This is a genomic window from Prevotella sp. SGI.167, from assembly GCF_050313615.1.
Classification (GTDB): Bacteria; Bacteroidota; Bacteroidia; order Bacteroidales; family Bacteroidaceae; genus Prevotella.
The window spans coordinates 1-12,197 of record NZ_JBNPLT010000049.1; the positions used below are offsets into that span (position 1 = coordinate 1).

Consider the following 12,197-nt stretch of genomic DNA (forward strand, 5'->3'; position numbering starts at 1 on the left):
TCGCCTGGCTATTAGTATTTCATTAAAAAATAAATTATAAAATAAAAATGAATATACAGGTTAAAGAAATTTTGTACTTGTTGTTTATTCGTGTTCCTTTCTATATATTAGGAAAATATCGGAAAAATCATGTAAAGGTACATTGGGGAAGAGGATTGCATAATTTTGGAGATTGTCTGCAACCTTCCACTTTGAAGCATTATGGACTAACACCTTATTATGTAACGAGTATGGAAAAAGCAGATGTTATTATGGCTGGATCAATTCTTCAATGGCTTTCTCCTTCCTATGAAGGATATATAATAGGAACAGGCGGTGATGACAGAAAGTATAATTTTCCTAGTGCAAAGGTACTTGCTTTAAGAGGCAGCAAAACATTGCATAATTTTTCAAAAAAATCTTCATGTATTTTAGGAGATACTGGATTGATAATGCCTTATGTCTTTCCTAATGTTGAAGAAAAAAAATATGATTTAGGTGTCATTCCGCATTTCGTAGATGAGTATAATGAGAAGTTTCTTCGTTTAGCTTCATTTCCGAAAGTTAAAATTATTAATGTTTTGCAATCTCCAGAAAAGGTTATTAAACAAATAAAACAGTGTAAATATATAGCTTCATCTTCTCTTCATGGTTTAATCATTGCTGATGCTTATCATATTCCTAATATAAGAATTGTGGATTATGATACTTTTGCATATCCTGCATGCAATTATAAATTTGAAGATTATTATTCTGCATTGGGCTTGGAAGATAATCCTTTTGTCATGAGAGGAAATGAAAGAAAAGATCAATTGATAGCATTAGCTACTGTTAAGCCAGTAGAAAAAATAGAGAAAATCCAAAAAGCGTTAGATGAAGTTATGCGGCAGTTCGCACATATTATTAAGCAAAGGCAGCGATGATATATTATATAGGTTTAATGTGGTGAATATGAATGAATTTCTAATTAAGTTTGAATCGTGAAAATTTTGCAAGTCGCATCGGGTGATTTCTTTTCCACATACGGAGGAGGTCAAGTCTATGTTAAGAACATTGTGGATGAAATGATCAGCATGCAGATAAATGTATGTGTTTTGTCCTTTGTCAGCTTTCATCATGAAGTGAAAGCAAAGCAGTATAAAGGTATTCCGCTATATGAAATTGGTACAGGACTGGATGAGGATATAGAAAAGGTAATAGATATACTTCATCCTGATGTAATACATACCCATAGTCATAAAGCATTAGTATGTAGCATAGGTAAGAGAAAAAATATACCTGTAGTGGTAACTTCCCATCATGGAGGTATTTTATGTCCAGCTGGTACTTTGTTGGATTGTGATGACGCAATTTGTTATAAGCACGTAAGTATCAATAATTGTACAAGATGTTGTCTTCGCAATATTCGTACGGGATTATATTGGTATCCACTTGTATCTCTATTGTCTAATAGCGAGTATGTTAAATTAGGGCATTGGTTGCAAAATAAACCTTTTGTGCCTTTTATATCCCCTATTGGTGGAGTAGCTCTTGCTATTGAGCGTAAGAAACAAGAGTGGAATACAATCATTGAAAAATGTACTCTTATGATTGCCCCTTCTTATGCCATGGCAGATGCAATGACGATGAGAGGACTAAATAAGGAAAAGTTAAAAGTTGTACCACATGGCATACCGATGCCTGATATAACAATTCAGGAACCTACACCAATTCAAGGAAAGTTGAAATTTTTCTATGTAGGTAGAATCTGTTATGTTAAAGGCATTCATGTGCTGTTGAATGCATTCCATCAGGTACTTAATCCTGATATAGAACTACATTTGATAGGTGGTAGTGGAAATAAAGGTGAAGAAAAATATATGAAACTGCTGCAAAAGCAATATGCTAAGGACAAGAGAATAGTTTGGCATGGTAAAGTTCCTCCTACAGAAGTTTATCAAACTATAAAAGATTTTCATATTTCTTCTTCTTCTTTTATGGAGGCTTTTGGACTGAATATTTCAGAATCTTTAGCTATGGGTAAACCTGTATTGGCAACCCGTTGCGGTGGTGCAGAAATACAGATTAAAGATGGAGTAAATGGCTGGTTGGTTCCAACCAACGATGCAAGTGCAATGAAAGCAAAAATTGAGGAAATTATTGCTCATAAGGCATTGATACCAAAAATGTCTGAGCAATGTCCGAAAACTGTAGTGTATTTGCATGAACATTGTAAACAATTACAAGATATATATAATACGGTTGTTAAGTAATCCATTTAAATGATGAAGAAAAAGATACTAATTGATACAAAGACTATCCTTCCTCTCTATATACAGGGTTTTATATCGGGTATAGGCAGAAGTACTTATGAATTATTAAATGCATTGCAAAATAAAAAGGATCTACCTTTCGAGATAATTCTCTTTTCTCAAAGTACTAAAGGCGTTTCTCCCAAAAAGGATTTTCTATTTAAAAATCTGCATTTCTATATGCCAGATAGACCATTGTTTAGAAAGGTGACCAATTTTCTGAAAATGAAAAGATGGTTCGTTAGATATGATTTATTGCACATGCCTAATAATACCGCAGAAGTTCCTGAATGTATAGATAAAACAATTTATACAATTCATGATCTTGCTGTTTGCAAGTTTCCGGAAATGTGGCCGAATACTGATGGTGACTTTTTTGAAAGACTAAAAGATGATATTGTTCGTTGTAAGTCTATAGTAACTTGCTCTGAAGCAACAAAAAACGATATAGTAAAGTTTGCGGGTGTTAGCCCTGATAAAATAGAAGTAATATATTGGGGGGTAAATCAAGAAAAATTCAAGCCTTCTATGTGTGATGATTATTTGCAAAAACATCGTATAACACCTTCATATTTCTTTTCGTCATCATGTAACCATCCGAGGAAAAATCTTCCTGTATTATTGGCAGCTTATAGAATGTATAAGGAAAATAATGGAGAGAGACAACTGGTATTATTGAATCCATTAAAAGAATCTTTGGATGATTATATGGATTTGATAGAAAGTAATAATATTATAGTCTGTAGAAATGTATCTGATGAGGATTTAATTGAGTTATATAGCCACGCTCATTGCTCTTTTTTAATATCTTCGTATGAGGGTTTTGGTTTCCCTATATTGGAATCCTTGAGTTGTGAGACTCCTGTAGTTTCCGCAAATAATAGTAGTCTTCCAGAGGCAGGAGGTGATGTGGCTCTCTATCTTAAGGATACCACAGTAGATTCTGTTTATGAAATGATGAAATATATAGATGTTAAGGATAAGTCTCAGTTACTGGATATGAGTGCATGTAGAAAACATTTAGCTAAGTTCACCTGGGATGTATGTGCTGATAAATATGTTTCATACTATAAGACTCTATTAAAACTTTAATAATAACTAAATTAGGTTCGATACTTTTAGTGTATATCCATTTAGTGTAATAAAAAGAAATAAAATAGATGACATTTTCAATAGTTATACCTACGTATAATGGTATGCTTTTTGTGGAAAAAGCAATACAGTCTGCTTTAGCACAGACAAGAAAAGCTGATGAAATTATTATCTCAGATGATAATTCAAAAGATGATACGTTAGCTATTTGTAAAAAATATAAAAGTCAAATAAAAATATATATTAATCCTAATGGACCGTCCGGATTTGTAAATGGTTGGAACAATGCAATACAGTATTGTACGTCGGATTATATAGCGATTTTACATCAAGATGATATTTTTGCTCCTAACTTTTTAGAGGAGATAGAGCATGCTTTAAATATATATCCTGATATAAAACATCTATTTGTTCCTTGTAGCAATATTGACGAAAATGGAGAGGTTTTCTATACTCCTGATTATTGTGATGGAAGTATGATAAGATATACTGCGTCTGAATATATAAATGCTTATCAGCATATAGGAAATCCTCATATTCATAGATGTCCAGGTGTAGTGACCCATAGAAGTATTTTTGATGTTTGTAAGTATCGACCAGAGGCTGGTCATATCGCAGACGATGACTTCTTTTATAGAGTAGGTCAATTTACAGATATTGTGGGTGTATTGAAGCCACTTGCATCTTATCGTGTACATCGGTTTTCTGAAACAGGTCATTTAGATGATATGATGCTTGATAAGAGATTGTTGCATGATTATAGTTATCAAGTTAAAGAAATTCCCAATAATAGGTCTTTAGATAAAAATGCTATTTCTTATTTTAAATATTGGAAGTGGAAATATTTTAGGCGATTAATTGGGTATGGGTTATCAAAGAGAAAATTTAGCATTATAAAGTATGCTATTGCTCAAGTCTTATAGCCTTATTTTAGTGTTATTTTTTTTACAAAATAAAAAATGAAGTCAGAGTCATGCTTTTGAAGTGTGTTAAGGAATATATTAGAAATCTTCGTATTTTTGCCATTCGATTTAAGGCGAAGAATTCAACTATCCCGGTTTTAACAAATTTGTCAGTCATTGTTGCCCCTCATCCTGATGATGAGGTGTTTGGATGTTGTGGTTTGATGCAGCGTTTGATAGCGCAGGGAAAGCGAGTAGAATTGATTATCATGACGGGTGGTGGTAAAAGTCATGCTGGCTGTTGTGATATTGATGAAAACGAGTTGATTCGTCAGCGCCGACAGTTGACTATTCGTGCAGCGAAAGAATATGGGTTGTCTCAAGAATATATCCATTTCTTGGATTATCCAGATGGTGGAGTTCTAGAGAGTGATTCTCAAACAAAGAAACTTTCTAATCTTTTACAAAAACTTGTGGATGGGCAGGATGATGTATCTGTGTTCTATCCTCATAAAAATGGAGAAGGTTGGTCGGATCATGTAACTACGAGCAATATTGTATCTCACTTATTTGATAAGATTTGCCCCAACGCCAAGCAGTATGAATACTGTGTATGGTTCTGGTTCTATAACTGTTGGAAGATTGATTGGAAACAGGCTTGTCTTGTTAGAATGAATAAGAAAGAGCATGCCGTAAAATTGAAAGCAATTGATGTTTATATTGAACCAAAGGCTCCTTGTGGCAAGCCATGGAGTGGAGTATTGCCTCCGGTGTTTCTTTGGGCAAACAAATGGGATAAGGAATTATATTTTAGAGTGAAATGAATCAGGTAATTATTATAGGTGATTCTACGCATAATACGCTTAGTGCTGTCAGAAGTTTCGGAGAAGCTCACATTGCGCAAGTACTGATTTTAGTATGCCATGAGGATACATGCTATGTAAAATATAGCAAGTATCTGAAAGCTAATAACCTATATGTTGTATCGGAGCTAGATGAATGTATGTCTCTGTTAGAACAGTTATCTCATGTTAAAGGTCAGTATCTGATGACAACCTTTGATGCTGCAGCAGAATGGGTTGATGCTCGTGAGGCAAAACTTTCTGAATGGTTTCTGACTCCTTGCCGAGGTAAGCAGATTGGTAATTTGTTTAATAAGGCTGCACAATGTGAGTTGGCAAAGCAATGTGGCTTGGATGTTCCTCAATCTGTTGTTTATGATAGGGAGACTTCTTTGGATGGAATATCTTTGGTATTTCCTTTACTTACCAAGCCTTTGGTAAGCAGCAAGGGCGCAAAAGAGGATATTCATATTTGTAAAAATATAGAAGAGCTAAAGATAGCATTGCAGGAAAATAGCCATTGCCAAAAGTTTCTCTTGCAGCAATTTATAGAAAAAGAATACGAGATAGACGCTGTAGGTGTAAGTACCAATCAAGGTGTTGTAATGGGTGGTGCTATTCATAAGTATCGCCATTGGCCAAGATTAGTTGGTGCTGGTGCCTTTGGTGTCTTTGAGAATATGGATAGCTTTAATGTTGATGTGCAAAAGATAGAGCATTTCCTTCGTGTATCGGGCTATTATGGACCGTTTAGTGTGGAGTTCTTGCATACAAAAGAAGGTAAAAACTATTTTATGGAGGTTAATTTCAGAAATGAAGGTTTAGCATACGCATCAACATGTGCCGGTGCAAATCTTCATGCATATTATGTGGATGCTTCCAAGAAGATAAATTGGAAAAAATTCCGTAAAACTTATATGATGAACTATAGTATCGATTTACTTTATGTAAAAGAGGGTGATATCACTATTTGGCATTGGCTGAAAGATTTTCTTCGTACTAGATGTTTTATCAATATCTGCTTCTCTGATTTAGGTCCTGTATTGGCTTATTATAAGCATAAAATATCAGGAAAACGATAGAAGCGATATTTACTTATTTAGCAATTCATGAAAGTATTAATAGCAATTCCGTGTCTCTTGACTGGAGGTACGGAAATACAGACCCTAAATCTGGTGCGTGCATTAGTGAAGGGGGAACATCAGGTGACAACAGCCTGCTACTTTGAGCACACCGAAAATATGGTGAAGCTGTATGAAGAAGCGGGTAGTAAAGTGGTACTCTTTTCAAAAGACGGAGTACGAGTGGGAGGAGTGAAGGGTATCATATTCCTTCTAAAGAATTTATGGAAGATTAAATTATCTTTTAAACCTGATGTAGTGCATGTACAGTATATGGCACCTGGTGCCATTCCCATCATCCTGTTAAAACTGATGGGGCAGAAAAGTATCGTTGCGACAGCTCATACCAATGCTGATGTTTATGGAGCAAAAGCAATGAAACTGTTAAAGTTTTTGCAGAGTCATGTGTTGAGAGCTTTTACCTGTATTACACTAAGGGCAGAGAAGAACTTCTTTGGGAGTTGTTCTTTATTTGATTCTTCCATCCGTTGTATTCCTGCTCATGCGCATTATACCATATATAATGCTTTGCCTGGTTATATCCAGATTGCTAATAAAAAAAGAGAAAATAAGGATATTGTAACCATTGGTGTAGTGAGTCGTTTGGAGCATATCAAGGGTATGGATCTTGTTGTTCCTGCTTTTGCCAAAGTATATGACAAGCATAAGAATGTTCGTTTGTTGGTGGTAGGGGATGGTTCCTTGCTGAAACAAATGGAGGAAGATGCTAATAGATTGCAGCTTGGCAAAAACATTGAATTTGCAGGAATGCAGAAACAGACAGATTTACAAGCGTATTATGACAAAATAGATGTGTTGTTAATGCCTTCAAGAAGCGAAGGCTTCGGTTTGACGGCAATAGAAGGTATGGCTCGTGGTTGTGTGCTGGTAGCTAGCAATACCGGCGGTTTACCAGAGGTAGTCAGAGAAGGGTATGTTGGATTACTTCATCAACCTGAATCGGTGAATGATTTAGCTAATAAGATTTGTAGTCTTATAGAAAATCCAAAACATTTTGAGCAAATGCGCTCTCATTTACATGATTATGTGCAGCAGTTTACTTTTGAACGGTATGCTGATTTGTTTAATGATTTATATTCTAAATTGAAATAAAAAATGCTGATGGATGCTGTAAAAAAAAGAGATGTAAGTATTGATATATTAAAGTTCTTTGCTGTTATATTGATAACAAATTCTCACATGGCACACTTATATGTTAAGTTTAGTGCTTTGGCTACAGGTGGAGCAATAGGAGATGTATTTTTCTTCTTTTGTTCTGGTTTTACTCTTTTCTTGAGTAAACAGCGAAGATTTGATAATTATTATAAACGTCGAATTAATCGTATTTATCCTACCGTCTTCATGTGGGCGTTGTTGGCCTCTGTTTTATTTAACAACAAGGATAATATGCAGGAAATTATAATTTGGGGAGGCGGATGGTTTGTAACCTGTATCATGATTTATTATGTTGTCCTTTATTTCATTAGGCGATTTGTTTTTGCTTATTTAAGGGCAGTTTTTGTGCTTTTATTGGTATTGTCTTTTGTTGCATATTATTTTTGGGACAATTCCTCTCATTGTTTAATATATGGTAATACATATCTTAAATGGGGATTGTATTTCCTTTATATGTTATTAGGAGCAATGGTTGGATGTGGTAAAGTAAAGGTAATTAGCTTTTCTTTTAAAAAAGATTTAATCTGCTGTATTATTTCATTAATTGCTTTCTATGGAATATTGTGGGCAGGAACGAAAAGCGAATTATTCTTTAGTTTACAGATCGTTACGTTGTTGCCATTATTTGGTATTACATTCTATTTTTACAAGCTGTGTAATTCTGCATCTGTTAAAAAGTTGATTGAGAATAAATATACAGCTCCTGTAGTGAAGATTGTATCTGGACTATGTCTTGAGATATATGTTGTTCAATATTGGGTGATGACAGATAAACTGAATTCGTTATTCCCTATGAATATTCCAATCGTATTTGTCTTAATCACTTGTTTTGCATATTTGTTAAGATGCATGTCTAGATGGTTTTCACAAACGTTTAAGGATGCTGATTATGATTGGAAAGCAATTTTCAAGGTTTATTAATAGGTTTTAAATCGTATCATATGGCTTTAATAATAAATTTAGTTGTTGGTTTAATTGCATTTTATTTTGCCTATAGATTTGCATTGAATAAGCAAATGGTAGTTACTTTGCCTTGGGATAAAAGATATGAATACGTTTGCAATCAAAATCTAAGTTTTTTAATCTATAGCATATTAACAGCAATGCTGTTTCTCGGTCCACTTTCTTTACTGAAATACGCTGTGTGGATTGTATTGCTTTTAGTTATGATATATAGAGGGGGATTTCGATTCCGTTTTAATATAGTTTTAGGGGCATATTCTTTATTTGTTCTTTGGAATCTATATACAATGACATATACCCTCTATCCTGGTCAAGGGTGGATGATGTTGTTGAAATTTTGTCTTCCATATATTTATTTCTGGTTAGGATACAATGCTATTCAGAGGGAGGATGATTTCTATATATTTCTAGAAAAAACGTGTTGGATATGCTGTGGATATGCTTTGATTATTGGTGGAGTTTCAGCAAAATTGATAAGTCCTTTATATAATTTTCTAAATTTTACTTCAGGTGGACTATTCATCTCGTATGCATCCCTTGCTGATTTTTTCGCTATTTTATTACCTGTTCCAGTTATAATGTATTTTGTAACAAATAGACGAATGTATTTATGGATGGTAGTTTGGCTATTATTATCTACAGTACTTGAAGCTGTTAGAACTGGTATTGGTGCTTCTGTACTTGGCTTGTCCTTTTTCTATATGTTATATAAAAAAGGTAAATCTGTTCCTTATATAGCATTGATGGTTATTATATTTATTGGTTCCATATTTGCAATTCCTGAGGTAAGAGAAAAAATGTTTGGAGAAGATGCGGATAAGGTAACGCTCAGCAATGCGGGGGCTGCAAAAGTTACTATGAATGGACGTGATACAGTATGGGAACTTACGATGAATCGTTTTTACAAGGGTAAAGAGATTCAAGGATCAGGTTGTGGTACAGCTTTAGCATGGTTGAAGGGGTATTTTGTAGGAGGAAAAAGTGCAGGACTTATACATTCTGATTGGGTTCAAATGTTGTGTGAGTCTGGAAATATTGGACTAGGTATTTATATTGTTTTTGCACTAGTTATGCTTTTGATTGTCTTGTCTGAAACATGGAAGTTTAAAGACTTTTTATCGATAACTTTTGCAGGTGCTTTAACTGTAGCTTCTTTTATGGCTTGTTTTTTTGCAATGGGCTTTGATAATGTTATCACTTATGCTCAGCAAGGATATGTGATACCATTTATATTTCTTGGAATTTTCTATAAATTTAAAGATTTAAACAATGATTTCTGTAGTAATACCTCTATATAATAAAGAAAAGCAAATAGCTGGGACACTCCAAACTGTCTTGGATCAGACTTGCCAAGATTTTGAAATTGTAATAGTTAACGATGGTTCGACTGATGGTAGCGTTGGAGAAATAAAGAAAATTACAGATTCTCGTATTCGATTGATTAATCAAAAAAATGGTGGTGTCAGTGCAGCTCGCAATAGAGGCATAGAAGAAGCTAAAGGAGAACATATAGCTTTCTTAGATGCTGATGATATGTGGAATAGAGATTATTTGAAGACAATAAATTATTTGATAAAAAAATATCCCAATTGTAAAGCAAGAGGAACCAATTATTTTTTATGTTGTGCTGGGAATCAAGAGAATACGATTTTACGTAAAATACCTTTTAATGCGGATGATGGAGTTTTGGAGAATTATTTTGAAGTAGCGGCATGTTCTCATCCGCCAATTTGGACAAGTTGCACATGCGTTGATAAGGATTTACTCTTAGATATAGGTGGATTCCCTGTTGGGATTAAGTCTGGTGAAGATCTTTTAACATGGGCCCGTATTGCCGTTAAAACAAATTTCGCTTATTCTTTGCATCCTATGGGCTTTTATAATATGGGGGATGGGTATGTATTAACGAATACTCCACCAAGACGTCAAGATATAGGTGATCCAGTTGGAAAAGGTTTATTGCAGCTTTGTAAACAATATAATAATGTTGCTGGACTTAAAACATATTTGTCAAGATGGCATAAAATGAGAGCTTCTGTAGCATTAAGATATTTTGATAGAATTGAAACCTTGAAAGAGGCAGTGTTGTCTTTAAAATATGATTTTAGAAAGTGTGAAACCTATCCTTTTTTGATTTTACCCTTATTGCCACAAAAAGTTATAAGAAAAATTTTAGGTATGGATAAACTTCGACCTCATAATAGGAGAAAATAAGCATTTTTGAGAAAGTTAATAAGTCATGAAACGTATTATATTTATATTATTTCGTTGTTTAGCAATTGCTTGTAAGGTCATAAGCGAGAACATGTATATGAAAATTTTCATAAGAGCTTATAAGATAATTGGGATAAAATTTATTGGTAATCCTGAGTATATTGATTATCATTCTCATCTTGATCCTTCCGGAGGGTTAATTTTGGGTAGGGGTGTGGTAATTTCTACAAATGTAATTATTCTTACTCATGATTGGTCTTTTTTGAAAAAGATTAAGGTTGGTGCTGGTGAGTTTTCTGAAAATATGTCAGAAAATGCATATAATTCTGTGAGTATTGGTGAAGATTCTTTTATAGGTGCTGGTTGTATAATTCTTCCTGGTAGTAAAATCGGAAAATTTTGTATAGTTGGTGCTGGAGCAGTTGTAAAAGGTGATTTTGAAGATTATTCAGTTATTGTAGGTTCTCCTGCTCGAAAAATTAAGGATATTAGAGATGAATAAACAAAGAATTCTTTTTGTCCTACACCTGCCGCCACCCGTACATGGAGCGGCTATGATGGGAAAGTATATTCACGATAGCCGTGTTATCAACGAGGCTTTCGAGTGTAAGTATATCAATCTTACTTCTGCCAAGACCTTGCAGGATATTGGTAAGGGAGGAGTGATGAAGTATATCAAGTATATGATGCTCTTATGCAAGGTCATCCTGAAGGTGATTACCTTTAGACCACAGCTTGTATATGTTACCCCTACAGCTTGTGGCGTTGCCTTCTATAAGGACTTTCTCGTGGTTCAACTTCTGAAACTGATGGAAAGAAAGGTGGTTGTGCATTATCATAACAAGGGTGTTGTAACCCGACAGGACAAGAAACTGGATGACTGGATATATCGCAGCTTCTTTAAGGGAATTAAGGTTATCCTGTTGGCTGATGCCTTATATGAGGATGTGAAGAAATACGTGAAACGCGAACAGGTGCTGATTTGTGAAAATGGTATTCCTGGTAACGCAGTTGATGCAAAGGATATCACTAGAGAAAATACGACGTCTAGAATCCTCTTCTTATCAAACCTATTAATAGCTAAGGGTGTTCTTGTACTTCTTGATGCTTTAAAGATGCTAGATGATAAGAAGTTGAATTTTACCTGTGATTTCGTTGGAGCAGAAACCAATGAGATTGATGCGCAACGTTTTCAAGAAGAAGTGGAAATGCGAAATCTGCAAAACAAAGTAGCTTATCTTGGAAAGAAATATGGTGAAGAGAAAGAAGATCTGTACAAAAAGTCTGATTTCTTCATCCTTCCTACCTTAAACGAATGTTTCCCTCTTGTCTTGTTAGAGGCTATGCAGCATGCTTTGCCATGTGTTGCCTCAGATGTTGGTGGCATCAGCAGCATCATCCGTCATGGCGAAAACGGCTATCTGGTGGAAATGAATAATCCAACAGCGCTTGCCAACAGCATTGAAAAACTATTAAAGGATGCTGATTTGAGAAAGAATATGGGAGAGAATGGATGGAAGAGATTCAAAAGTGATTTTACTTTGGAGGCTTTTGAAAAACGAATGGAATTCTGCTTGAGAAAGGCACTGAAGTAAAAAAGTACTTAATGATATATAG

General features: G+C 34.5%; 12 protein-coding genes. All 12 read left to right on the top strand.

Annotated features, from left to right (window positions below; translation table 11 throughout):
* Positions 1 to 47: 47 nt before the first annotated feature.
* The 12 genes from ACQRBJ_RS14980 to ACQRBJ_RS15035 all read left to right on the top strand — a co-directional run bounded on the left by ACQRBJ_RS14980 (position 48) and on the right by ACQRBJ_RS15035 (position 12,175).
* A complete protein-coding gene (locus tag ACQRBJ_RS14980; RefSeq protein ID WP_153094299.1) occupies positions 48 to 902 on the top strand; it encodes a polysaccharide pyruvyl transferase family protein in 855 nt (284 codons plus the stop codon).
* Between the two features lie 57 nt (positions 903 to 959).
* Positions 960 to 2,231: a glycosyltransferase family 4 protein gene (locus ACQRBJ_RS14985; protein WP_445304100.1), complete on the top strand. Its 1,272-nt coding sequence runs from the start codon at positions 960 to 962 to the stop codon at positions 2,229 to 2,231.
* A gap of 12 nt (positions 2,232 to 2,243) precedes the next feature.
* Positions 2,244 to 3,362, top strand: a complete 1,119-nt coding sequence (locus ACQRBJ_RS14990; protein WP_445304101.1) for a glycosyltransferase family 4 protein — start codon at positions 2,244 to 2,246, stop codon at positions 3,360 to 3,362.
* A gap of 68 nt (positions 3,363 to 3,430) precedes the next feature.
* A complete protein-coding gene (locus ACQRBJ_RS14995) occupies positions 3,431 to 4,285 on the top strand; it encodes a glycosyltransferase (protein WP_445304102.1) in 855 nt (284 codons plus the stop codon).
* 50 nt (positions 4,286 to 4,335) lie between these two features.
* Positions 4,336 to 5,088, top strand: coding sequence for a PIG-L deacetylase family protein (locus tag ACQRBJ_RS15000; protein ID WP_445304103.1), 753 nt, complete (start codon positions 4,336 to 4,338; stop codon positions 5,086 to 5,088).
* Entirely contained in the window at positions 5,085 to 6,188 is a 1,104-nt protein-coding gene (locus tag ACQRBJ_RS15005) for a hypothetical protein (RefSeq protein WP_445304104.1), read from the top strand. The genes ACQRBJ_RS15000 and ACQRBJ_RS15005 overlap by 4 nt, the downstream gene beginning before the upstream one ends.
* 27 nt (positions 6,189 to 6,215) lie before the next feature.
* Entirely contained in the window at positions 6,216 to 7,340 is a 1,125-nt protein-coding gene (locus ACQRBJ_RS15010; protein WP_445304105.1) for a glycosyltransferase family 4 protein, read from the top strand.
* 9 nt (positions 7,341 to 7,349) lie between these two features.
* The gene (locus ACQRBJ_RS15015) at positions 7,350 to 8,324 is read left to right on the top strand and encodes an acyltransferase family protein (RefSeq protein ID WP_445304106.1); all 975 of its coding nucleotides are present in this window, start codon (positions 7,350 to 7,352) and stop codon (positions 8,322 to 8,324) included.
* 20 nt (positions 8,325 to 8,344) lie between these two features.
* Entirely contained in the window at positions 8,345 to 9,664 is a 1,320-nt protein-coding gene (locus ACQRBJ_RS15020) for an O-antigen ligase family protein (RefSeq protein ID WP_445304107.1), read from the top strand.
* On the top strand, positions 9,636 to 10,580 hold the full coding sequence (locus tag ACQRBJ_RS15025) for a glycosyltransferase family 2 protein (RefSeq protein WP_118081113.1): 945 nt from the start codon (positions 9,636 to 9,638) through the stop codon (positions 10,578 to 10,580). The genes ACQRBJ_RS15020 and ACQRBJ_RS15025 overlap by 29 nt, the downstream gene beginning before the upstream one ends.
* 25 nt (positions 10,581 to 10,605) lie before the next feature.
* Positions 10,606 to 11,082: an acyltransferase gene (locus ACQRBJ_RS15030; protein ID WP_445304108.1), complete on the top strand. Its 477-nt coding sequence runs from the start codon at positions 10,606 to 10,608 to the stop codon at positions 11,080 to 11,082.
* Positions 11,075 to 12,175: a glycosyltransferase family 4 protein gene (locus ACQRBJ_RS15035; RefSeq protein WP_445304109.1), complete on the top strand. Its 1,101-nt coding sequence runs from the start codon at positions 11,075 to 11,077 to the stop codon at positions 12,173 to 12,175. Before ACQRBJ_RS15030 ends, ACQRBJ_RS15035 begins: the two co-directional genes overlap by 8 nt.
* Positions 12,176 to 12,197: the final 22 nt, after the last annotated feature.

What these genes read in the sequence shown, in the direction of transcription:
- ACQRBJ_RS15005 (WP_445304104.1), top strand. Translation starts at nt 5,085, where the DNA reads ATGAATCAGGTAATTATTATAGGTGATTCTACGCATAATACGCTTAGT.
- ACQRBJ_RS15025 (WP_118081113.1), top strand. Translation starts at nt 9,636, where the DNA reads ATGATTTCTGTAGTAATACCTCTATATAATAAAGAAAAGCAAATAGCT.
- ACQRBJ_RS14990 (WP_445304101.1), top strand. Translation starts at nt 2,244, where the DNA reads ATGAAGAAAAAGATACTAATTGATACAAAGACTATCCTTCCTCTCTAT.
- ACQRBJ_RS15015 (WP_445304106.1), top strand. Translation starts at nt 7,350, where the DNA reads ATGGATGCTGTAAAAAAAAGAGATGTAAGTATTGATATATTAAAGTTC.
- ACQRBJ_RS14980 (WP_153094299.1), top strand. Translation starts at nt 48, where the DNA reads ATGAATATACAGGTTAAAGAAATTTTGTACTTGTTGTTTATTCGTGTT.
- ACQRBJ_RS15035 (WP_445304109.1), top strand. Translation starts at nt 11,075, where the DNA reads ATGAATAAACAAAGAATTCTTTTTGTCCTACACCTGCCGCCACCCGTA.
- ACQRBJ_RS14995 (WP_445304102.1), top strand. Translation starts at nt 3,431, where the DNA reads ATGACATTTTCAATAGTTATACCTACGTATAATGGTATGCTTTTTGTG.
- ACQRBJ_RS15020 (WP_445304107.1), top strand. Translation starts at nt 8,345, where the DNA reads ATGGCTTTAATAATAAATTTAGTTGTTGGTTTAATTGCATTTTATTTT.
- ACQRBJ_RS15010 (WP_445304105.1), top strand. Translation starts at nt 6,216, where the DNA reads ATGAAAGTATTAATAGCAATTCCGTGTCTCTTGACTGGAGGTACGGAA.
- ACQRBJ_RS15030 (WP_445304108.1), top strand. Translation starts at nt 10,606, where the DNA reads ATGAAACGTATTATATTTATATTATTTCGTTGTTTAGCAATTGCTTGT.
- ACQRBJ_RS15000 (WP_445304103.1), top strand. Translation starts at nt 4,336, where the DNA reads ATGCTTTTGAAGTGTGTTAAGGAATATATTAGAAATCTTCGTATTTTT.